Source organism: Blastomonas sp. (assembly GCF_046294995.1).
Classification (GTDB): domain Bacteria; phylum Pseudomonadota; class Alphaproteobacteria; order Sphingomonadales; family Sphingomonadaceae; genus Blastomonas.
The window spans coordinates 806,379-828,690 of sequence record NZ_JBKBOG010000001.1 but is presented as its reverse complement, the minus strand read 5'-3'; the positions used below and the strand labels follow the sequence as shown (position 1 = coordinate 828,690).

Annotated in this window: 21 protein-coding genes; 3 read left to right on the top strand and 18 right to left on the bottom strand. The window is 63.3% G+C overall.

Annotated elements, in window-relative coordinates:
• Positions 1 to 63 precede the first annotated feature (63 nt).
• Positions 64 to 3,081: a TonB-dependent receptor domain-containing protein gene (locus ACK4R0_RS03805; RefSeq protein WP_409670395.1), complete on the bottom strand. Its 3,018-nt coding sequence runs from the start codon at positions 3,079 to 3,081 to the stop codon at positions 64 to 66.
• 338 nt (positions 3,082 to 3,419) lie between these two features.
• Between ACK4R0_RS03805 and ACK4R0_RS03800 the strand changes: the two genes are divergently transcribed.
• Complete coding sequence (locus ACK4R0_RS03800) at positions 3,420 to 3,962, top strand: hypothetical protein (RefSeq protein ID WP_409670392.1); 543 nt, start codon at positions 3,420 to 3,422, stop codon at positions 3,960 to 3,962.
• A 104-nt stretch (positions 3,963 to 4,066) separates the two neighbouring features.
• On the opposite strand, the gene ACK4R0_RS03795 is transcribed toward ACK4R0_RS03800, so the two are convergent.
• The 4 genes from ACK4R0_RS03795 to xseA form a co-directional block, all read right to left on the bottom strand.
• Positions 4,067 to 7,111 carry a TonB-dependent receptor domain-containing protein gene (locus ACK4R0_RS03795; protein WP_409670389.1) on the bottom strand — a complete coding sequence of 1,015 codons (3,045 nt, stop codon included), beginning with the start codon at positions 7,109 to 7,111 and terminating at the stop codon, positions 4,067 to 4,069.
• 277 nt (positions 7,112 to 7,388) lie between these two features.
• Positions 7,389 to 8,318, bottom strand: a complete 930-nt coding sequence (locus ACK4R0_RS03790) for a M23 family metallopeptidase (protein ID WP_409670387.1) — start codon at positions 8,316 to 8,318, stop codon at positions 7,389 to 7,391.
• Between the two features lie 4 nt (positions 8,319 to 8,322).
• Positions 8,323 to 8,526, bottom strand: a complete 204-nt coding sequence (locus tag ACK4R0_RS03785) for a DUF2093 domain-containing protein (RefSeq protein WP_409670384.1) — start codon at positions 8,524 to 8,526, stop codon at positions 8,323 to 8,325.
• Between the two features lie 118 nt (positions 8,527 to 8,644).
• Entirely contained in the window at positions 8,645 to 10,126 is a 1,482-nt protein-coding gene (gene xseA, locus ACK4R0_RS03780) for an exodeoxyribonuclease VII large subunit (RefSeq protein WP_409670381.1), read from the bottom strand.
• Between xseA and purD the strand changes: the two genes are divergently transcribed.
• Both purD and ACK4R0_RS03770 read left to right on the top strand, forming a co-directional pair.
• Positions 10,125 to 11,393, top strand: coding sequence for a phosphoribosylamine--glycine ligase (purD, locus tag ACK4R0_RS03775; RefSeq protein ID WP_409670379.1), 1,269 nt, complete (start codon positions 10,125 to 10,127; stop codon positions 11,391 to 11,393). The two genes, xseA and purD, sit on opposite strands and share 2 nt — an antisense overlap.
• An 88-nt stretch (positions 11,394 to 11,481) precedes the next feature.
• Positions 11,482 to 11,862 carry a VOC family protein gene (locus ACK4R0_RS03770; RefSeq protein ID WP_409670376.1) on the top strand — a complete coding sequence of 127 codons (381 nt, stop codon included), beginning with the start codon at positions 11,482 to 11,484 and terminating at the stop codon, positions 11,860 to 11,862.
• 28 nt (positions 11,863 to 11,890) lie between these two features.
• Here ACK4R0_RS03770 and leuB read toward each other — a convergent pair whose 3' ends face one another.
• From leuB to ACK4R0_RS03705, 13 genes are all read right to left on the bottom strand, one after another.
• Positions 11,891 to 12,952, bottom strand: coding sequence for a 3-isopropylmalate dehydrogenase (leuB, locus tag ACK4R0_RS03765; RefSeq protein WP_409670373.1), 1,062 nt, complete (start codon positions 12,950 to 12,952; stop codon positions 11,891 to 11,893).
• 81 nt (positions 12,953 to 13,033) lie between these two features.
• Positions 13,034 to 13,768 carry a DNA repair protein RecO gene (gene recO, locus ACK4R0_RS03760; protein ID WP_409670370.1) on the bottom strand — a complete coding sequence of 245 codons (735 nt, stop codon included), beginning with the start codon at positions 13,766 to 13,768 and terminating at the stop codon, positions 13,034 to 13,036.
• Positions 13,769 to 13,783: 15 nt separating this feature from the next.
• A complete protein-coding gene (brnA, locus tag ACK4R0_RS03755; RefSeq protein ID WP_409670367.1) occupies positions 13,784 to 14,041 on the bottom strand; it encodes a type II toxin-antitoxin system BrnA family antitoxin in 258 nt (85 codons plus the stop codon).
• Entirely contained in the window at positions 14,022 to 14,291 is a 270-nt protein-coding gene (locus ACK4R0_RS03750) for a BrnT family toxin (protein ID WP_409670364.1), read from the bottom strand. Before ACK4R0_RS03750 ends, brnA begins: the two co-directional genes overlap by 20 nt.
• Before the next feature lie 36 nt (positions 14,292 to 14,327).
• Complete coding sequence (gene uvrC / locus ACK4R0_RS03745) at positions 14,328 to 16,271, bottom strand: excinuclease ABC subunit UvrC (protein ID WP_409670361.1); 1,944 nt, start codon at positions 16,269 to 16,271, stop codon at positions 14,328 to 14,330.
• A 256-nt stretch (positions 16,272 to 16,527) separates the two neighbouring features.
• Complete coding sequence (locus ACK4R0_RS03740) at positions 16,528 to 17,079, bottom strand: F0F1 ATP synthase subunit B (RefSeq protein WP_409670358.1); 552 nt, start codon at positions 17,077 to 17,079, stop codon at positions 16,528 to 16,530.
• Positions 17,072 to 17,566 (bottom strand): ATPase, encoded by a 495-nt coding sequence (locus ACK4R0_RS03735; protein ID WP_409670355.1) that lies wholly within the window; start codon positions 17,564 to 17,566, stop codon positions 17,072 to 17,074. Before ACK4R0_RS03735 ends, ACK4R0_RS03740 begins: the two co-directional genes overlap by 8 nt.
• A gap of 77 nt (positions 17,567 to 17,643) precedes the next feature.
• The gene (locus ACK4R0_RS03730) at positions 17,644 to 17,871 is read right to left on the bottom strand and encodes a F0F1 ATP synthase subunit C (RefSeq protein ID WP_023839593.1); all 228 of its coding nucleotides are present in this window, start codon (positions 17,869 to 17,871) and stop codon (positions 17,644 to 17,646) included.
• A 55-nt stretch (positions 17,872 to 17,926) separates the two neighbouring features.
• Entirely contained in the window at positions 17,927 to 18,712 is a 786-nt protein-coding gene (locus tag ACK4R0_RS03725; protein ID WP_409670352.1) for a F0F1 ATP synthase subunit A, read from the bottom strand.
• A gap of 17 nt (positions 18,713 to 18,729) precedes the next feature.
• Entirely contained in the window at positions 18,730 to 19,089 is a 360-nt protein-coding gene (locus tag ACK4R0_RS03720) for an AtpZ/AtpI family protein (RefSeq protein ID WP_409670349.1), read from the bottom strand.
• Between the two features lie 206 nt (positions 19,090 to 19,295).
• A complete protein-coding gene (locus tag ACK4R0_RS03715) occupies positions 19,296 to 19,676 on the bottom strand; it encodes a YdbL family protein (RefSeq protein ID WP_409670346.1) in 381 nt (126 codons plus the stop codon).
• Positions 19,676 to 19,873 (bottom strand): YnbE family lipoprotein, encoded by a 198-nt coding sequence (locus ACK4R0_RS03710; protein ID WP_409670343.1) that lies wholly within the window; start codon positions 19,871 to 19,873, stop codon positions 19,676 to 19,678. Before ACK4R0_RS03710 ends, ACK4R0_RS03715 begins: the two co-directional genes overlap by 1 nt.
• Before the next feature lie 14 nt (positions 19,874 to 19,887).
• A partial coding sequence (locus ACK4R0_RS03705; RefSeq protein ID WP_409670340.1) for a YdbH domain-containing protein occupies positions 19,888 to 22,312 on the bottom strand: 2,425 nt, incomplete at its 5' end.

Genomic DNA, 22,312 nt, shown 5'->3' with positions numbered 1-22,312 from the left:
CAAATGAAAAGGGGCGGATCTTGCGATCCGCCCCTTCCATGTTTGTACTGAAACCCGAAGGGATCAGAAGCGCAGCCGTGCAGCCACACCGAAGCGGCGACCCAGCGCGTCGTACGTCGACGGGAAGGTGTTGCCCGAGTTGAATGCGGTCGTACCGGCATCCGAACCCACCAGAGGCGGCTTCTTGTCGAACATGTTCTGCACGGTCAGCGTGACAGTCAGGTTCTCCATGAGGTCGAAACGGGTGGTGAGATCGAAGTAGTTGTACGAGCCGATCTGATTGAAGTCTTCCGTGGTGGTGTAGCCGAAGGGCGTAGCACCGCAGAAGAAGTTCGGCGAAGGGGTGGTCACACCAGCAGGACGGGGCTGGTTGCCGCATTCGCGCGCAGGATTGAAGTTCTCGTAAGTGAAGCTGTCGATATAGCGCCACAGCAGCGAGACATCGACGCCTTCAAATCCAAGAGTCACGCGCGACGTGGTCTGGAATTCCGGCTGCAACGAACCGCAGTTGTTGCTGAAGATGCCAACGCAATCGCGGTTGTCGTCGGTCGGGGTCGACTGGAAGGTCGACTTGTTGGTCCAGTTACCAACGAACGACAGCGACAGGTCAGCGAAGCCGAGGTCACGACGATAGTTCATCGTGAGATCGATACCGTCGGTTGCAAGACGTCCAAGGTTGGACAATCCGACAAACAGCCCTGGCGTGGTTGCCGGGTCGCCATTCAGGCCACCAGTGTTCGGATCGCGACGGATGACCGTGCAAGCCGGGTTGCTGACGCTGAGGTTACCGGCACCGAAGCAAGCATTGATCGCATCGTCAGGCGACGGGGTCGAAATGGCACCGGTGACCTTGATGTTGTAATAGTCAACGGTCATCGAGAAGCCAGGGATGAACGCCGGCTGGAGAACCAGACCGATCGTGTAGCTGTTCGACTTTTCAGCGCTCAATCCCAGGTTTCCGCCCGAAGTCGCATTCGCCTGGCTAGCAATTGGGACGTTGATCGAGTCGACATTGCCCGCATTAGCACCCTGAACAAGGCAGACATCACGCAGCGTTCCTGTCGGGCCGGGATTGATGCGTACGCCAGCATCGTTGATCGATGCGCAAGGATCGTTGGTGAGGCTGGTCAGGCCGGTGTTGAGTGGCGAGAACAGTTCGCTGATGTTCGGAGCGCGAACCGCACGGGCATAGAAACCGCGGATCTTGGCACCGGTCACCGGGGTCCAGCTACCGCCAGCCTTCCAGGTCGTGGTGGTGTAGCCCGGGCTGGCCGGATCGTTAACGGTGTAATCCGAATAACGGATGCCGCCTTCGACAGTCAAATCCTGGAAGAAGGGGCGATCCTGGACCAACGGAACGATGATTTCGCCGATCGCTTCGTACACGTCATATGCGCCGAAGATGTTCGGAGCGGCGCCACCGGCACCACCCAAATCGCCGCTCTGCGCCAGCGTATCCGAAGCCTGACGCGCGGTGTACTTGCGGTACTCACCGCCAACAGCGAACGAAATCGGATCGACAGCGAACGGGCTGGCAACACCGAAGTCGCCACTGATCGTCGCACGTGCCTGCGCCAATGTGGTGCGGGTCTGGACGGTCGATTCACCGGTCAGGTAATCGATCATCGCCGGGGTCAGACCACCTTCTGTCGGAGTGAAGAAGTTGGCGGGAACGCAACCAGCATTACCGCTGAGGCAGCTGTTGGGGTTGGTCGCCAACAGCGAGTCACGAACGCGCGAGTTGAGCGTGTAACCCTTGATGGTCTGCACCTGATCCGACTGGCCGTAGCTGCCGAACACATCAAAATCGATCGTGTCGGTGATGCCGCCGCGCGCACCCAGCTTATAGTCAAATACAGTGTTGACGTAGTTGGAGATACGCGGGCCGGCCTCAACCGCACGACGGAACAGAGCCGTGGTAACCGTGCGATAGTTGGGGTCGGTCGGGCTGGTTGCCGTTGCAGCAGCGGTACACTGCGCCGCAGTCAGCGGCTGACTGCCGGTGGTGGCCGGATCGAAGTCAAAGGCGTTGCAGAACTGGTTGCGGATGCCGGCGGGCAGGAACGGATTGCTCAGAGGAATGGTGACGCCGATGCCGAATGCGCCCGAAGGAGCGATGATGGTGTCGACGGTGTTCTTCGAGAACAGACCGCGGGTGTAGACTTCAAGGCCATCGGACACTTCATACTTCGCCTGACCGAAGATGTTGAAGCGCTCGAACGGGGTCTGGAAGATGTTGTCCGGCGAGAAGTTGAACGGCGCATAGGTACCAACCAAAGTCTGACCATTTGGCGCAATCTGCAACGTTCCCTGGCCTGGAATGGTCAGACGCGAGGGAACGGCAGTGCCCGAACCTGCAGCTGCACCGGTTACCGAACCGATGGTGTTACGGCCGATCTGGCGATCACCCTGATACACGGGGTCAGCCTGCTGATAACCGATGCCGAGAACGACGTTACCGCGGCCATCGTCGAAGTTCGCACCGGTCGTGATATCGATACGGACGGTGTGACCATCGCCCCGCTCGGTGATCTGGGTACCGGCATTGACTTCGAGACCAGCGAAATCCTGACGCGTGATGAAGTTGATGACGCCCGAGATAGCGTCAGCACCGTAGGTGGTCGACGAACCACCGGTCAGCACTTCGACGCGCTCGATCAGTGCCAGCGGCACGTTGTTGAGGTCGAAGCGACCGACGAGATCGGCAGGGACGACGCGCGCGCCATCGAGCAGCACGACGTTGCGGTTCGAGCCGAGGCCACGCAGGTTGACGAACGAGTTACCGCCGTTGCCGTTGTTCACGGCCGAACCGATCGAGGGGACGATACCCGGAATTTCACGGAGAATTTCTTCAGCAACGTTCGACTGCAGCAGCTCGATTTCGTCCGAAGACGTCACGTTCACCGGCGCGGCGCGCTGAATGTTGGGGTTGGAGATCAGGGTACCGGTAACCACGATCGTCGAATCGCTGGGCGATGACGTGGTCTGATCCTGGTCCTGTGCGAAGGCGGGCGTTGCCAGCGATGCTGCACCGACAAGAAGGCTGGTGCCCAGCAGGCTAAGCTTAAATTGCGTTTTCATGTTCTGATTTCCCCTTGATCGCCCTGCCTGATCGACATGGCTAAACCCAGTTCTGGAGGGTCTTTTTGCCCCGCCATGTCATTTGTGTAGGCCAAAGGTCGAAAGCTGCGCAACCTTGACGCACGGGATTCCAACGCTTTTCCGGCGGATGTAGCATAAAAGTCACACGCGTTTCATTGCACTGCAGCATCAATCTGCTTGGGCGGCGGGTTTGACATCAACTGCCGCAGACGCCCGCCAAGCCGCAGGCCAACCGATGCCTGCAAAAGCATTTTTCACTTTTGGCTGCGGTGCGCTATGGCAGATGCCTACCCTGAAAGATGAAGAGGCAAGAAGGCATGCGGCACGCAAGACACAGTTGGGCATTGGCAGCATTGGCGGCCCTCGCGGTTTCCGCGCCCGTCAACGCGCAGGAACGTAACAGGCCGGCGCCGCCCCCCTCCCCCGAGCTGTTCGAGGCATTGAAGGCCTGTCGCGGAATCGCCGACAGCAGCCAGCGACTGGCCTGTTTCGACAGCGCGTCGGCAAGCCTGTCGGCCGCGGTGGAAGCAAAGCAGATCGTCGTGATCGAGGACAAGGAGGTCAAGAAGACCAGGCGCTCGTTGTTCGGCTTCAGCCTGCCCGATCTTTCGATCTTTGGTGGCAGCGCCAACGACAGCGAGGAAGACAAGACGCTGGTGACCACGATCAAGAGCCTGGGCCGCGCCGAGGGTGGGCGCTGGAACATCACCATCCCCGAAGGCGCGGTGTGGCAGACGACCGAGTCGATGATGATCGACCCGGCGGTCGGCGACGCGGTGGAGATCAAGGCGGGCGTGATGGGCGGCTATTTCCTGAAGGTCCGCAACAAGCGGGCGGTACGCGCCAAGCGGATCCAGTAAACGCCCTCCCCCCACAAAGCAAAAAAGGCGGCGCTCCCTTGGGAACGCCGCCTTTTTTGTGTGCCCACTCTCCGTCACGAAGACGAAGAGTGGGGTGTCAGGCATCAGAACTTCGCTTCAGCTCCGACGTAGAAGAAACGTCCGACGTTGTCGAAAGTACCCGAGCCCACCGTGGTGCCATCGAGACCCAGCGGCGGCTGGCGATCGGTCAGGTTGTCGATGCCGCCATAGAAGCGGAACCGATTGTCGATATCCACGCCTGCGCGGATGTTATGATAGACCACGCGGGGGTAGAAATCGCGGGGGAACTGATCGGGGTTCGTCGGCGGACGACCCTGGATGGTGCGGACCGATTCGATCGTGCCGATCGACTGCTTGTCGATGTAGCGCATACGATAACCGATATCGAAGGCACCGAAGTCCAGATCGGCGCTGAACGTGCCGGCCCAACGCGGATCACCGAGTTCGAACAGCACCTGATCGCGGAAGCTTGGATCGTTGATATCGGTGAAGTTGTCACGACGGATCACGTAGGACACCACACCACGCAGATTGAGGCGCGTGCTGCCGTCGGTGACGGTGTAGCTGATGTCGGCATCGATGCCCGAGGTCTTCTGCTTCGCAAAGTTGAACGGACCCGAGAGGAACGAAGCATCGGTCGGGGCAACCGGGTACGAAACCGTCCCGCCGCCAACGACCCGGTTTTCCTGGCCCCGGAAGGTGCCATCCGGACGGCGGAAGACCGCATCGCAGAACGGGTTGTTGATGCCGCTCGGATTGTCATAGCACTGATTGATGATCGTCTGTGCACCCAGCGAGAAGATCACGTTGTCGATGGTGATATTGTAGTAATCGACCGAAAGCGTCAGGCCGGGGATGAAGCGCGGCTGCGCCACGAACCCGGCAGTGTAGCTGGTGCTGCGCTCTTCCGACAGGTTGGCATTGGAGCCATTCAGGCCGCGGATGCCCGATGCCGGAACGTTGGTGAACGGCACGGTGACCCCGCCGACCACTTCGGTAACCGGAACCCCGGCCGCTGCGCAGTTGCGCACCCGGTTGGGGTTGTTGTTGATGTTGTTCTGCGAGCAGGGATCGACCAGGCCGTTGAGGAAGGTCTGGCTAGGTTCGGCGAACAGGTCGGTCTGTGTCGGGATACGCACCGAGCGGGCATAGCTGCCGCGGATACGCAGGTCCGGAACCGGCGCCCAGACACCGCTCACATTGTAGGTGTAGATGGTGCCCGAGTTGCCGATGTTATAGTCGGCAATACGACCCGCGCCTTCGAGCGACAGTTCATGGAAGAACGGCATGTCGGCCAGGATCGGGATACGGATTTCGCCGAAGCCTTCATAGCTCTTCAAACGCGGGGGATCGAAGACCGGGATCGCGTTGAGGAAGGTCACGCCCGAACGGGTCTGGGCATCGAATGCCGAAAACGCCGATTCGTTGCGATGCTCGCCACCGATCGCGAAGCTGATCGGACCGCCGGGAAGTTCAAACAGCTGTCCAAGGTTGCCCGAGACGAACGCAGTTGCGTTGATCTGCTCGGCATTCTGCTGGCGGGTCGAGTCCACGATGAAATAGTTCAGCGCGGCCTGCGAAGGCTGGCCATTGCCAAACAGGTTGACGGGAACGCACGAGGGATCGTCGTTGGCGGTGCTGGCGTCCGCATTGATGCCGCAGACGATCTGACCGGCCGCGTTGCGGACGGCGTTGATCGAATTGGCATAACGCGTACGGTGCAGGTTGCCCTCGGTCCGGTAGAAGGTTTCGAGACGCCCGTAGTTCAGCGCGACTTCATACTTCCAGTCATTGTTGAACGTGCCCTCGATACCACCGACGATGCGGAAGGTTTCGCGCTGGTGGTCTTCGCCGCGACCGCCGAAATCGACGTTGAAACGCTGTGCGGTGAAGGTGGTGGCACCCGGCGCAAGCGACTGGACCAGGGTGTCACGTGCCTGCGCGGTCAGGAACGGGTTGTTGATGCTGAAGGTGTTGTTGAAGAAGGTCGGCTGACCTTCCTGGATCGCGTTGATGCGGACATACTTCGATTCCAGGAACACGCCAAACGCTTCGCTGAATTCGTAACGGGCGAGACTGTTGACCGCGATCCGCTCCAGCTGAGGGTTGAGCTGACCGGTCAGCCGCAGCGTGGAACCGAGGCCGCCTTGCGAGTTGCCCGAACCGACGGTGCGGAAATCCTGGGTCGGCTCGTTGCGCGCCAGCGTGCCATCGGGCATGAACACGAAGGTGTAGCCCAGTGCCTGGCCAGTGTTGCCGAGCAGGCCGTTGCAGTTCAGCGCGCGACGTGCGGCGGTGGCGGCAGATGCGGCGGGGCAAGCGGAGGTATAGAGACCGCCTTCGGAGATGGTGATGTTGCGGATACCGCGCAGGAAGGTGTTGTCAGGGATGCCGTTGCCAGCAGCCGGCTCACCGATGGTGTTTTCGGTCAGCTGGAACTGGTTGCGTCCCGAAAATGCGCCATACTGACGGTCACGATCGGTATAATACAGGTCGTTCTGGAACGAGTATTCCATGTTGACCGCGACGTTGCCGCGGCCTTCGGAGAAGTTCTGGCCTGCCGTCAGCGATGCGAAATACGATCCGCGATCCTTCTGGCTGGAGATGCCGCCCTGGGTGCGCAGGGTGATGCCCTCGAAATCGCGCTTCAGGATGAAGTTGACGACGCCGGCGACGGCATCGGCACCGTACACAGCCGCGTTGCCGCCGGTACCGATATCGACGCGTTCGACCAGATCGGTCGGGATGGTGTTGATGTCGACGCTGGTGGGGACACCCGGCTGCGACGTGATGTGGCGACGACCATTGACCACGACGAGCGTACGATTCGTGCCCAGACCACGCAGATCGAGCAGGTTAAGCCCGGCGGTGCCGATAAACCGCGTCGAGTTCGACTGCGAGAAGGTCGAGCGCAGGGCGGGCAGTTCGTTGAGCGCATCGCCCAGCGAAACGTCGCCGCCGCTCGGAAGATCGGCGATGGTGATCGAGGTTACCGGTGAAGGCGAAGAGAGGTTGGGACGCTCGATGCGCGACCCGGTGACAACGATGGCTGTCGCTGCGACCTCCGAAGATGCAGCAGCTTCCTCCTGCGTTTCCTGATCCTGGGCGAAAACGGGCGTGGTCGCCATGGCTGTTCCGAGGACAGTCGTTGCGACGCCAGTCCAGAAACGTGCGGTGATTCTCATTTAGGTAAGACCCCTGTTGTTGCAGCGCTTTTGCGCCTGTCTGCAATCAAGGGAGCGACATGTTGTATTACAACACCACCCATCCACTCCCTGCGCGATGCGCAAGAGAGGCCAAATCTGGACAAATTTGTAAAGTTTTCCGAGACAGGTCGCTGTCGATAATGACAACTCTGTTACATGAATGCCACAATAACGAGTAACCTAGGTTTATCTTTGTTGTTTAGTTACGCAGATCGCCCATCGGACTTACCAGACGTTGCGGGTCGATTCTGGCGTCGTGCCATTTCATGCTCCAGTGAAGGTGCGGTCCGGTGGCGCGACCCGTTGCGCCGATTCGCCCGATCTGCTGTCCCTGTCGCACACGCTCCCCGTCCTTCACGTCGATCGACGACAGATGCAGAAAGGCGCTGTTGAGGCCCATGCCGTGGTCGATCATCAGCAGATTGCCTTCGAGCGAGAATGGGGTCTGCGCAGCAAGGATCACTACGCCATCGGCGGGCGCTACGATGGGCGTGCCGGTCGGGCCGGCAACATCGACCCCGCTGTGAAACGCGCCTGGTTCACCTGCATAGATGCGCTGCGACCCGAACACACCCGACACACGGCCCGTGGCAGGCCAGATGAACTGCTGGCGCCAACCACCGCTGTCATAGCTGCGCAAGCGTGCAGCGGCGATCAGCTCGAGCTCAGGCTTGCGGCGCGCCATGAAGGCCTCGCTGGGCACGCCGCCACGCGCAGCAACCGCAACGAACTCGCGCCGCCAGGACTGAGGTTCGATCGCCAGCGGCTCGGCTGCCACCGTGCCATCGGCAAACGTGACCGTCAGCACGCCCAGGGCTGCGGCATCGCGATTGAAGCCGAGCAGAAACGCGCCGTCCTCGGCCAACGGGACCTTCACCCCATCAAGATCGAGTCCGACGATGTCCTGGGGAGCGGTGCCACGCAGCAAGGCGCCCTGCATGGGAACGCCACTCAGCCGGATACCGCTGGACAGGGGCCGCACTGCGCCGAACGGGCGAGAGAGGAAATCTGGACCGCTCTCCTGCTGCGCCGCCGCCTGTGCGCGCTCAGCGACCGGCGGTGTCTGGGCATAGGCTGCGGCTGCCAGGCTTGCCACGATCAGCGCCACGACGGTGCCGGTCCGCGTCATCGGCTCAGCCTTGGCCTAACGCAGCGCGGACGGAGATTTCGCAGGTCGCATAAGGCTCCTGCCGTTCGACACTCCAGTACCGCAAATCATCGAGATCGATCTTCTGACCGGTTGCGGCGCACAGCACATGATCGCCAGGGCTCAGCAGCCGGAAGCCGTTGGCCATATAGTGAACTCGCGCAGGGCGATCGCGGTTGGACATCAGCATCGGGGAAATATGCTCCATTGTTTCTGTATGGAAGGTTTACGGTGTGCCAGGCCCGCCAAACCGGTCCTCCTGAGCATTCTATAATATCGCGTCGTCGCGTGCAAATCGGAGACTCCGGTCAAAACAGGCTCGACTGGCGTGGCTCGGCCGGTTTGGGCTTGGCGCGCGGGGTGGGCGCGCGCGCAGACGATGCCCCCGCTCCGCCCGCAGCGTTATCGATCGGGACGACATCGAGCACGCCGTCGCGGAAATGCAGCATCAGCCTGGCTTCGCCCGCAGCCTGGACCCTGTCCAGCAAGGTGCGTCCGTCAGCGGACTCGACCCGCGCATAACCGCGCTGGAGCGGCGCATCGGGATCAAGCTGCGCCAGAACCCGTTCCAACCCCGCGAGCCGCTCGCCTGCCCGCGCAGTGATCCGCTCGAGCATGGCGGGGTCGAGCTGCAGCCGCGCCAGCCGCTCGCGCGCCAGGCCTGCCCGCCCGTCGAGCACCGCCGGCCGCAGTGCGCCCGACACCCGGCCCAACGCCCCGCGCGCATGCGCCAGTTGCAACCCCAGCGCCGCGCGCAGTCGTTCGCCCAGATCATCGGTGCGCTGTTGCTGCGGGCTGAGCAGGTCCTGCAGCTTGGGGAGCCGTTGCGCGCGTGCCTCCAGCCGCTCGCGACACAGGCCTTGCGCCCGGTTGACGGCGAGGTTCGCGCGGGCGCCCAACTCCGCGACAGATGCCAGCAGTTCGCTGCGCACCGGTACCGCCATTTCTGCTGCAGCCGTCGGCGTCGGTGCACGGCGATCGGCGGCAAAGTCGGCGAGCGTGGTGTCGGTCTCGTGGCCCACCGCCGATATTACCGGGATCGGGCTGTCGGCGATCGCGCGGACGACCGGCTCCTCGTTGAAGGCCCACAGATCCTCGATCGAGCCGCCGCCGCGCGCGACGATCAGCAGGTCGGGGCGTGTCGCCTCAGGCATCGCGCCAAAGCCGCGCACCGCCGCTGCCACCTGCGCCGCTGCGCCTTCGCCCTGCACCAGCACCGGCCAGACCAGCACATGGCTGGGGAAGCGGTCCGCCAGCCGGTGGAGGATATCGCGGATCACCGATCCGGTGGGCGAGGTCACCACACCGATGGTACGCGGAAGATACGGGAGCGCGCGCTTGCGCGCGGGATCGAACAGGCCTTCGCCCGCGAGCCGCGCCTTGAGCTTTTCGAACAGCTGCATCAGCGCGCCTTCCCCGGCGAGCTCGAGCGATTCGATCGTGATTTGGTATTTCGAGCGACCCGGGAAGGTCGTCAGCTTGCCGGTGGCGATGACATCGAGCCCGTCCTCGGGCGCAAAGTTCAGCCGCTGCGCCGTACCCTTCCAGATGATCCCGTCGATCAGCGCCTTGTCGTCCTTGAGCGCGAGATAGCAGTGACCCGACGCCGCACGCTTGAACCCCGATATCTCGCCGCGAATCCGCACATGGCCAAAGCGGTCCTCGACCGTGCGCTTGAGCAGGTTCGAGATTTCCGAAACCGACAACGGCGGAGCGTTGTCGCCGGGGGCCATCTGGGCTAACAGCCCGCCCGAACGCGAGTTGGCATCATCTGAAAAGGGGTCGGGCATGAATATCCTGTTGGTGGGGAGCGGTGGCCGCGAACATGCCCTGTGCTGGAAACTGGCGCAATCCCCGCAGGTGGAGACCATCTTCGCCGCGCCGGGAAATCCAGGGATAGCCGAGCATGCCACCTGCGTCGACCTCACTGTGACCGATCATGCCGCGGTTGCGGCATTCTGTGCCGAGCAGGCGATAGGGCTGGTCGTGATCGGGCCCGAAGCGCCTCTGGTCGATGGCCTCGCCGACAGCCTGCGCGCCGCCGGGGTGCCCGTTTTCGGACCTTCCGCAAAAGCCGCGCAGCTTGAAGGCTCCAAGAGCTTCACCAAGGCCCTGTGCGACCGCGCGAGCATCCCCACCGCACGCTATGTTCGTGCGAGCCATGCAGCGGAAGCGCGCGCGGCTCTGGCCGATTTCGACCTGCCGGTGGTGATCAAGGCCGATGGCCTCGCTGCGGGCAAGGGCGTGATCATCGCCGAGACTGCCGAGGAGGCCGAGGATGCGATCGGTCACATGTTCGCGGGCGCCTTTGGCGAGGCCGGGGCCGAGGTGGTGATCGAGGAGTTCATGCGTGGCGAAGAGGCGAGCTTCTTCGCGATCACCGATGGCAGCGCGATCGTCGCGTTCGGATCGGCGCAGGACCACAAAAGGGTGGGCGAAGGCGATGTCGGGCCCAACACCGGCGGCATGGGTGCCTACAGCCCCGCCCCGGTTCTAACGGCGGAACTGGAGGCCCAGGTGATGGAGCGGATCATCGCCCCCACCGTCGCGACACTCGCCGCAGAGGGCATGCCCTATTCAGGCGTGCTGTTCGCCGGGCTAATGCTCACCAGCGAAGGGCCGAAGCTGATCGAATACAACTGCCGCTTCGGTGACCCGGAATGCCAGGTGCTGATGACCCGGCTGCAAAGCGATCTGGCCGAGCTGCTGCTGGCAACGGCGAAGGGTGAACTGTCAGACTGCCCCCCTCCCCATTTCTCGGACGACTATGCTTTGACCGTGGTGATGGCCGCCAAGGGCTATCCCGGCACGCCCGAAAAGGGCGGCGCGATCACGCTCGGCGATGCCGGAGACGCCAAGGTGTTCCACGCAGGCACCGCGCTCAAGGACGGCGCGCTGGTCGCCAATGGCGGCCGCGTGCTCAACGTCACCGGCACCGGCAGCAGCGTAACCGAGGCGCAGCGTGCGGCCTATGCCGCGGTCGATGCGATCAATTTCCCCACCGGATTCTGCCGCCGCGACATCGGCTGGCGCGAGGTCGCGCGCGAACGGGCCTGATTGGAATTTCACTCCGGCGCGTCTTGCGGTAAACTGCCTCGACGGACAATCATGGCATGCGGTTGACGCGTGCCGGAACGGGGTGGGCATGAGCGACTGGAAACCTGCGAACTACCCTTCGATCAGCCCCTATCTGATCTGCGGCGATCCCGAGCGCCTGATCGATTTCCTGCTGACCGTGTTCGACGCAACGCAGGTTCGCCGATTTGATCGGCCCGATGGAGCGCTGATGCACGCCGAGATCCGCATCGACGACAGCATCGTGATGATCGGTGGTGGCGCGACCGAGTATCTGTCGACGCAGGTTCATGTCCATATTTACGTGCCAGATGCGCAGGCGATTTATGACCGCGCACTGGCCTCAGGCGCAAAGCCGGTTCAGCCGCCCATGCGCAAAACTGCCGACGATGACCTGAGGGGCGGATTCACCGATACGGCTGGCCATCACTGGTGGGTCGCGACCCAATAGCGCTGGAAACCGAGAACAACGCTGGGGATCAACCCAGCTCAGCCAGCACCGCGTCGCCGATCTCGACGGTGCCCATCGTCCCGCCCAGGTCCGCGCCCAGCGCGCCCGCGTTGAGTGCGCTTGCCACTGCGGCCTCGATCCGCGCGGCTTCTGCCTCGAGCCCGAAGCTGTGGCGCAGCATCATCGCGGCAGACAGGATCATCGCGACCGGATTGGCGAGGCCCTTGCCCGCGATGTCGGGCGCGCTGCCGTGGATCGGTTCGTACGCGCCCTTGGTGCCGAAAGCCGTCTGCTCCGCGCCCAGCGAGGCCGAGGCGAGCAGGCCGATCGAGCCGACGCACATGCTCGCCTGGTCGGACAGGATGTCGCCGAACAGGTTGCCGGTGACGATGGTATCGAACTTGCCCGGCGCGCGGACAAGCTGCATCGCGGCGTTGTCGACATACATATGCTCGAGCGCCACGTCGGGATATTCCGCCGCAACTTCGATCATCACATCGCGCCAGAGCTGCGAGGTTTCGAGCACATTGGCCTTGTCGACCGAACACAGCCGGTCGCTACGCCCCCGCGCGGTGCGGAACGCGACATGCGCGATGCGGCGCACCTCGCTCTCGCTGTACGACATGATGTCATAGCCCTCGCGCTGGCCATCGGCGGTCGTCCGCATGCCCTTCTCGCCGAAATAGACATCGCCGTTGAGCTCGCGCACGATCATCAGGTCGATCGCGCCGGCCACCTCCGGCCGCAGCGAGGAATGCGCTTCCAGCCCCGGAAACACCTTGGCCGGGCGCAGGTTGGCGAACAGGCCAAGCTCCTTGCGCATCCCCAGCACCGCCTGTTCGGGGCGCAGATGGCGCTCGAGCCCGTCGCAGGCGGGATCGCCCACCGCGCCGAACAGCAAGGCATCACAGGCGTGCATCAGCGTCAGCGTCTCGGGCGGAAGCGGATGGCCATGGACGCGCCACGCGGCGGCCCCGACCAGCCCATCGTGCAATTCCATTCCCGGCAGATCGAGCGCGCGGAGCACCCGCACCGCTTCGGCCATGATCTCGGGGCCAATGCCGTCGCCGGGTAGAATTGCAATTTTCATGGTGTATCCCTGTCAGTTATCGCCGCGCGCATAGCGTTCGGTAGCGCCTTCAAGCAACATTGTTTTGCTTTGGATCGGATTTCAGCCAGCAATCCGCTTGAGCCGGTCGATCATCATCACCCGCGCCGCCAGCGGATCGGCGCGACGCTCGGCGAAGAACTGGCGCTCGATGAAATGCCCGGTCAGCGCAAAGCCCTGCAGCAATTGCTCCCAATCGGGCTCGGCATCGCCGGTCATGAACGCGGGCAGCACCAGCAGCTTTTCGGCATAGACCCCGGCGGCATGCAGCGACACCGCGCGCCCGGTGCGTGGACTGACATAGGCCAGGTCCTCGCGCTCGCCGGTCACCGCGCAGCGCTCCAGATCCATCCCGAAACCGAGTTCGGCGAGCAGCAGCGCCTCATATCGCACCATCGCCCGCGCCCACCAGCGCGCCGAGGGGGCGACGCAGACGAGTTCGAGCAACGCTGCCAATGCGGCATACAATCGGGGGAATGGCTGGTCATCGGGCGCGACCGTCGCGGTGAGCAACGTCACCCATTCGAAAGCCGCCGCCGCCAGCGGCTCGGCATAATAAGGCGCACGGCTAGTGGAAAGCTCGACCGTCAGGCTAGCAAGCTGATCCGGTGAGCGGCTGCGCAGCTCCGCCGTCACCAGATTGGCGGGCATCAGCACAGGCCGCATGGCGGTCGATCGCCCGCCCTGCACATAGCCCGCCTGCAGGCCATGCTCGGGCGTGAACAGCCGCGCCACCGCCCCATGCTCCCCATGCTTGCGCACCGTGCAGACGATCGCAGAGGTGCGGATTACGGGCATGACTGTGGAGCGCGATCAGGCTGCGGTATCGAGTTTCGCCTCGTTATCGAGCTGCTGAACGATCCACATCTTGATGAGCGCCTGACGCGAAACACCTCGGCGCTTCGCCGCTCGATCAAGCTTTGACACAATTTCGCCGGGGAAATCGACGTTCACACGTTTGGCTTCGAGGCCAGGCCTTCGCACGGACGAAAAATCTATATACCCTGAAATGTCTTCGCCATCATCGAACATCCGGTCGAATTCCTCGGCGCTAATCATCTTGGGTTTCATAGACTTTCACCTCCGCTGGGCGCGATCTGCGTACCGATATGATCCGGATGCAGTCTCCACGCACAGTATGTATCGCGGTCCAAAGTTTACCTCCAAACTTCGCAATCAAGCCAAACCGCTGTTCCTGCAGCCATTGCGCGTCGAACTCAGCTCGCCTGACATCCTGCCAAAGCGCCTGCGCCTCGACAAAATCGATGCCATGCTTCTGCCTGTTCAGCGCGCTCTTGGCCGGGTCGAACTCGAACTGCATGGACGTGCAAAATACCAAAACGGTATAGAAATGCAATCATCCCCGGAAATAGTCGTAGACCAGCTGAGCCATCGCCTTGGAGACGCCGGGGGCCATCTGCAGGTCCTGCAGGCTGGCGCTGCGCACTGCTTTCGCCGTACCGAAGTGCATCAGCAGCGCGCGTTTGCGCGCGGGGCCGATGCCTGGGACCTCGTCGAGCGGGCTGCTGGTCATCGCCTTCTTGCGCTTGCCGCGGTGCGCGCCGATCGCAAAGCGGTGCGCCTCGTCGCGCAGCCGCTGCAGGTAGAACAGCACCGGGCTGTTGGTCGGTAGGGTGAACTCCTTGCCATCGGGCATGAAAAAGGTCTCGCGCCCCGCGTTGCGGTCCGGCCCCTTGGCGACGCCGACCAGAGCGACATCCTCGATGCCGAGCACCGCCAGCGCTTCCATCGCGGCTTTCAGCTGCCCCTTGCCGCCATCGACCAGCACCAGATCGGGCCAGTCGCCGCCGCTGCGATCGGGGTCTTCGCTCTGCGCGCGCGCGAACCGGCGTTCGAACACCTCGCGCATCATCGCATAGTCGTCGCCGGGCACGGTGTCGGCGCGCTTGATGTTGAACTTGCGATACGCCGCCTTGCGGAAACCTTCTGGCCCCGCGACGACCATCGCACCCAGCGCATTGGTGCCCTGGATATGGCTGTTGTCGTAGACCTCGATCCGGTCGGGCGGCCCGTCGAGCCCGAACAGATCGGCCATCTCGGCGAGATACTTCGCCTGGCTCGCGCTCTCGGCGACGCGGCGCTGGAGTTCCTCGAGCGCGTTGCGCTGCGCCTGCTCGATCAACCGCTTGCGCTCGCCGCGCTGCGGGACCAGCAGTTCGAGCTTGTGCGCCATATTGGCCGACAGCGCCTCGACCACCAGATCGCACTCGAACGGCGCGCGGTCAGTCAGGATCAGCCGCGGCGGCGGCATGTCCTGGTAGAATTGCATCAGGAAGCTGGTGAGGATCTCGGCCTCGTCGAGCTCCTGCACATGCGCGGGGAAGAAGCTGCGATGCCCCCAGTTCTGCCCGGCACGGATGAAGAACGCCTGGATGCACACCGTTCCGCCCTGGCTCGCCATCGCGAACACGTCAGCGTCGGCGATGCCGTTGGCGTTGACCGCCTGGCTACCCTGGATGAAGGTCAGTGCCTTCAATCGGTCGCGATAAGCCGCCGCGCTTTCGAAATCGAGTGCCTGCGCCGCCGCTTCCATCCGCGCACCGAGCTTGGCCTGCACGTCAGTCGACTTGCCGGTGAGGAATGCGCGTGCATCGCCGACGAGCGCGGCATAATCCTCCTTGCTGATCCGATCGACGCACGGCGCCGAGCAGCGCTTGATCTGATACAGCAGGCACGGCCGCGAGCGGTTGGCGAAAAAGCTGTCCGAGCACGAGCGCAGCAGGAACAGTTTCTGCAGCGAGTTCAATGTGCTGGTCACCGATCCGGCGCTCGCGAACGGACCGAAATACTGGCCCTTGTACTTCTGCGCACCGCGATATTTGGACATGCGCGGGAAGTCGTGGTCCTCGCGCAGCAGGATATAGGGGAAGCTCTTGTCGTCGCGCAGCAGCACGTTGTACGCCGGGCGATAGCGCTTGATCAACTGAGCCTCGAGCAGCAGCGCCTCGGCCTCGCTGTTGGTCGTGACGATCATCATCGACCGGGTGAGCGACACCATCCGCTGCAGACGGCGCGGCAATTTGTCGACCTGGGTGTAATTGGTCACCCGGTTCTTGAGCATCCGCGCCTTGCCGACATACAGAACGTCGCCGCGCGCATCGATCATCCGGTACACGCCGGGGCGCGTCGGCAGCGATTTCAGCTGGCTGCGGATCGCCGCAATGCCGGTGTCGAGATCGGGCGTGTCGGCGCCGCGCACGCTGTACGTCGCCGCCTCCTCGAGGAAGCGGTCGGGTGCGCGCGGATTGCTGTCATTGGGATGAGCGGGACGGCCTGCCATGGTGCGCACGATGTGGCGTCAGGACGGCGGGAGGTCAATGGTCCACATGCCCTCTCCCCATCCCCCCAAACCTTCTCCCTCAATGGGAGAAGGATACGAAGCCTTGCAGAGCGCAGCGAGGCTAGGCGGAGTTGGATGAGGGTGAAGCGGGGATTTGCAAAAGGCCAGCGTTGCTGCCCCCTCTCCCAGCTTCGACTAGGCAGCAAGCTGCCAAGTCTTCGCAACCCTCTCCCTCGGTGGGGAGAGGGAAAACACGTCAATTCAGCCGCGTACCCAGCACCGCGACGGTGTGATCGACCAGCGACCGGTCAGCTTCCGCGTTGTGGTTCTCGGCGATCAGCGATGCAGCCGCGTCGGTGGCGGCGCGGGCAACCTTGGCGCGGATTTCGGCAATCGCGGTGCGTTCGGCGGCGGCGATCTTGTCGGTCGCCATCTTCTGGCGGCGCGCGATCAGGTTTTCCGCATCGCTCCGAGCCTTGGCGCGGATGGCTTCCGCTTCGGCCTCGGCGCGCGCATTCATGTCGGCGGCTTCCTGCGAGGCTGCAGCCAGCTTGGCCTCATATTCGGCGCGCAGCTTTTCGGCGTCGGCACGCAGCGCCTGGGCTTCGTCGAGCTCGGCCTTGATGCTGGCGATCCGGCGATCGAGCGATGCACCAATCGCCGCAGGAACCTTCTTGTACAGGATGATGCCGATCAGGATCAGCATCGCGACCGAAACGAAGAACGTGGCGTTGAGAATATGGACGCCACCGATCGAGGGATCGGCATGTTCGCCGGCAGCGGCGGCAAGAATGACGAGATCAGGCATCGGCCAGCGCTCCCTTGACCGCACGGTTGACCTGCGGCTTGGTGATCTTTGCCGGCGTCAGCCGGGCGACGATATCCTGCGCAGCTTCCACCGCGACGGCTTCGATATCGGACAGGGCAGCCGCCTGCTGTGCGGCGATCGCGGCTTCGGCTTCGGCCAGATGGGCAGCGATGCCGACATCGGCGTCCCGCACCTTGGCCTCGGCCTCGCGCGTGCCCTTGGCCTTGGCTTCGGCGGTCACCGCCATAGCCGCGTCGCGGGCACGGGCATGGGCCTGACGATAATCTTCCTCGATCTCGTCAGCGCGGGCATGCGCAGCCTTGGCGGCCGCGATGTCGCCGGCGATCTTGCCCTTGCGCAGATCGACCGTGCCCTGGATCTTCGGCAGCATCGAACGCCCGATAACGAAATAAATCAGCCCGAACGTGATCACCAGCCAAAAGAACTGGGACCCGTAGGTGGACATGATCTGGTCAATCTGGGGCATATCAAAGCTATCCGTGGATCAGAATCTTGAGGTGCGAAACGGGGCCGGCGGCAGGCCGACCCCGTGTTCGCGAACAATCAGGCAACGAAGATCAGGATCATCGCCACGACGAACGCCAGCAGACCGAGAAGCTCGGCAGCGGCGAAGCCGATGAACAGACGGCCCTGCTGGCCATCGGCAGCTGCCGGATTGCGCAGAGCGCTTTCCAGGAACGAACCGAACACGTTACCCACGCCGATGGCGGCCATGCCGGCACCGATTGCAGCCAGGCCAGCACCGACCAGTTTTGCAGCTTCTGCGTCCATTGTAATACTCCTTAGGAAATTCGATTGGATGAAAGATTAGAGCGAAGAGAAAGGCTTAGTGCAGGTTCACCGCATCGTTGATGTACAGCGAGGTGAGCAGCGCGAAGACATAGGCCTGGACGACAGCGACCAGGATTTCGAGCGCGCTGATACCGACCATCAGCGTCAGGCTGGGAAGACCGACCATCAGGCCATAGCCGACGCCGGCGTTGGTCGAATTAATCACGAAACCGGCGAGCACCTTGAGCAGGATGTGCCCTGCGGTCATCGCGACGAACAGTCGCAGACCCAGGCTGAACGGGCGGACCAGGAACGACAGCAGCTCGACCAGGAAGATGAACGGGATCATCGGGATCGGCGTACCGTGCGGAACGAACAGCGAGAAGAAGTGCAGGCCGTGCCGCGAGAAGCCGACGATCAGCACGATCGAGAAGCTGACGATGGCGAGGATGCCGGTGATCGTCAGATGGCTGGTCACGGTGAACGGATGCCCGCCGATCACGCCGATGGGCAGCAGGCCCAGGATGTTGGCGAACAGGATGAACATGAACAGCGAGAAGACGTATGGCGCATATTTGCGGCCTTCGGCGCCGATGTTGGCGACCAGCATGTCGTCGATAAAGCCGGTGAAGCTTTCGACCATCAGCTGCCAGCGACCGGGCACGAGCTCGCGCTTCATGCCGCCCTGCATGAACACCCACAATGTCACCAACGTCAACAGCATCCACAGGGCGCTGTTGGTGAAGGCGATGGTCTGTCCCGCCAGCTCGAATCCGCCCGAAAACAGGGGCGCGATCTCGAACTGGTGCATCGGGTCGATTTTGCCTGACTCGGCTGCCACAACCTTACCTCTTCGTATCAATCTTCAGGCTTATCCTTCGGGGACTGCTGATTTTTCAGCCCCGCCGAATATGCGTTGGAAACCCGGATGATATTCCTGAAGGCCACAAAAATCCCCAGAGCGAGGAACGTGATCAGGAGCCAGGGCGATGTGCCCAGCCAGCGATCAAACAGCCAGCCGAACAGCAAACCACCTGCAATACCCCCAAGCAGATCGGCCAGCACGCGGTTGCCCAGCCGATAATTCGCATCGACTGCGCCCCCTTTGCTGCCTGTCTCGGCCTGCTCCCGCTGCGTTATATCGCGCAGCCGATCACCGATGTGGTCGATCCGCGCGTCGCCGCCAGAAGGGTCTTGCCCGGGTTCGTTCTCCGCCATCTGCTTCACTCCTTGTCATCGGGCCAAAGGCTACAACAACCGAAAAGTCACGCAAAAAGCGGCGAGCTGACCCGCCAAGGCGCGGCCCGTTTAGAAAGGGCTGGTGCCCAAGTCAATGGCCATGCTGCGCTGCGCCATGGGATGCAAAAAAGCCCGGATTTCGCAGAGAAATCCGGGCTGAACGCATTGCGAAGCCTTGTATAGGGTCACGGACAACGTGCATCGCGCACCGGCGGGCTGGAATCGCGAGTCTTCCAGCTGCCGTCCGGCGCCATGTATTTTTCGCCCGGCTTGGTGCGCGAAATCGTGTTGCATCCGGCGGTGAACGCGAACTGCTCGACGGTCGATCCTTCGGCCGAGGCGCGATCGGTATAGACCTGCTTGCGCTTGAGGTTGATGTCGCTCACCAGCCGCTGCAGCTGGCCGTCACCACCACTTACGACAGCCAGATAGCCATCGGGCTTCTCGCCGACGGTGCCTGCCGCACGCGCAGCCTCATAGGCGGGATCCCGCTGCGCCATCGCGGGCATGGCCAGTCCCAGCGTCAGCAGCGCCGCCATTCCGGTTTTCAAATAGCCCTTGGTCATCAGAAGATCTCCGCATTTTCGTCGATTACCGCCTTGGCCTTGCCATCGAGCCGGTAAACAACCTCTTGTTTGATGTTGATATTGAGGTTGATGACGATCGGCTTGTCGGGCGCGGCGATTGTCACGCACCCCGCCAAAACCCCCGTCGCCATTGCCAGCGTCGCCAATCTGGCCGCCGGGTTTCTCATCATCGCCATCCTCGTTGTCCCCTTCATGGACGATCCTCGCTTGCTGGGGGCTGAATGCCCGGTGTTTCTGGTGATGTCGTTGGCGCACCGATCCCGTCGGGATTGTTGGCCTGACCGGGCAGCAGCCCGAGCAACGCGGGATCGGTAACGTACTGCGTGTCGTACAACGACCGCGCCGAGGTGATCAGCTGCAGGAACGGCGCGCTGATCGTCACGTTGAACTGCAGCGGCAGTCGTTCGATCCTGCGGGTGAGGAAATTGCGTGACGCACCCTCCCCCTGGCTGAGACCATCGAAGCGGATTCGGGTGATGACCTCGCCGGCCAGATCGCCGTCCATCTCGACGATCAGATACTTATAGCGCAATGATCTCAAGGCGTTGAAGGCAAAATTTGCCATGGCGCCAAGGTCTTCATAGGTCAGCTCGCCGACATAGGCGAGCGTCCCGCCATCCTCGATCACCTCGAGCCTGCCGCCGCGCACATGGCCGCCATCCTTGTCGAACACGATCGGGATGACGCCGGCGAAATGTCCGGTCGCATTGATGTTCTCGAAGTCGAACCCGGCCAGGAACTGGGCAGCATCGACGCGATCGACGCGAAACACCAGCCGGCGCGGCTCTTCGCTGACCAGATCGACCACGCCGGGATCGAGCAGCAACCGGCCACCGGCAAAGGGCCATTCGCCTCCCTCCACCTGCATCCGGAAATCGGGCAGCAATCGATAGCGAATCGTGCCATCCGCCACGGCAAAGCCCGGATTGACCTCCGCCAGTCGCACCACCTGCCCCGGCCCGGTCTGCATGCCCAGCAGGTCGCTGAACACGATCTCGCCGGACAGGCCGCGCACCGGGCCGAAGGCTGCCGCGAAATTCAGCGACTCGGTGCGGAACCGTCCGGTGCTGGATGTCACGCCATCTGCCGACCAGTCGATCCGCCCGGTCCCCGCCATCGCGCCGCGCGTGTTGGCGATGATGCCGAGCACGATGTTGGTGACCATCTCGGGCTGCAGCTGATCGTCGAAGGTCAGCCGATCGACGAACAGGTCGGCATGGCCCGTCACCGAGGAAAGATCGTGCGCAATCGCGACCCGTACCACGTCGCGCGCGGTCTGCGGCTCGTCGAGCGTGCCGGTCACCGCGATCCGGTTGTCGGCCAGCGTCAGCCGCATGTCGGTGCTGACCAAGGGCTGGAAACGCGCGGGCACCTGCCGATCGCGCAGCAGCCATTCATCGCCCGAAACGCCCAGGACCGAATCGACGAAGCTCCAGCTGCCGCTGCCACGCGTCAGCAACAGCGGCACCGCGCCGATCGTCGCTTCGGCATCGGCGAAACGGCCCGTCAGCGTGCTGCCAAGATCGACGCTGAAGCTCTCCGCCTTGATGTGCGTGCCGGCCCCGGCCTCGCCGATCAAAAGATCGACATCGGTCAGCTGCGCCGCGCCCGGAAAGTCCATCTGCATCGCGCCGACCGCCAGCTGCATTGCCGATGACCCCAACCGCCCCTGCAGCCGGGTCGCGCCGCTGAGCCTTGCCGCCAGACGCATCCCTGCCGGCCCCTGACGCACCATCGGCTGCCCCCGCTGCGGGCACAGGCTGATCGCCTGCCGCTCGGCCGTAAGGTTGGACAGCTGCAGTCGCTCGAAGCGGAGCGTCTGGCATTTGTCGTAAAGCACGAACCCCGCCGCGTCGCTCCACCGCCCCTGCAGCGGCAGCTGCAGCCCCCGCACCGATCCGCCGGGGATCGGGCCTGAGACCAAGGCGCGTCCGCTGAACGTCGCAGTGCCGCGGCCGCTCCATATCGCGGACAGTTCGGGCAGCGCCAGCGATGCCCCGCCAGCGGCGTAATCGTCCATGCTGACCCGCAAAGCATAGGCGCCCTCGCCCCGCGGCGTGATCCGCAGTTGCGCGCGCGGCAAACCTTCGCCGCCCATGGCGATGTTGCCCGCGATCTGCAGGGCATCCCCCTGCTGCTGCAGACTGAGGCTGTTGCCACCGACGATTCTGTCACCGCGCGCGCTGGTCAGCGACAGGCGCGGGATGGTCAGCGCAAGCGTCTCGCCGCCGCCGCGCGCCTGCAGGTCCATCGCCAGATTTGACCCAGGCAGGGCACGGCGCGCGGCAGCTGCCATCTTGGCCACCAACGGGCCGATCGGCAGGCTTGCGCTCGCCGACACCGCGTCATCCAGTCCGGCCAGTCGCGCGCGATCTACCGTCAGCGTGTCACCCTCCGCGCGTCCCTCGAACGACCAGCCCGGCGCAGCTCCGCCAATACGCAGCACCGCCTCGCCCTTCGCGCCCATCGTCGCAAAACCGATGCCGGTTGCGGCGGGAGCACCGAGCGCGAGATCGAAATCGGCATCGATCTGGCTCTTGGTCGCGGGGGGACTCGCGCTGGTGGCCAGGCGCGGGGGGCCGAACCCGCCGGCGCCCCGCGCGCCCGCCCCCCGC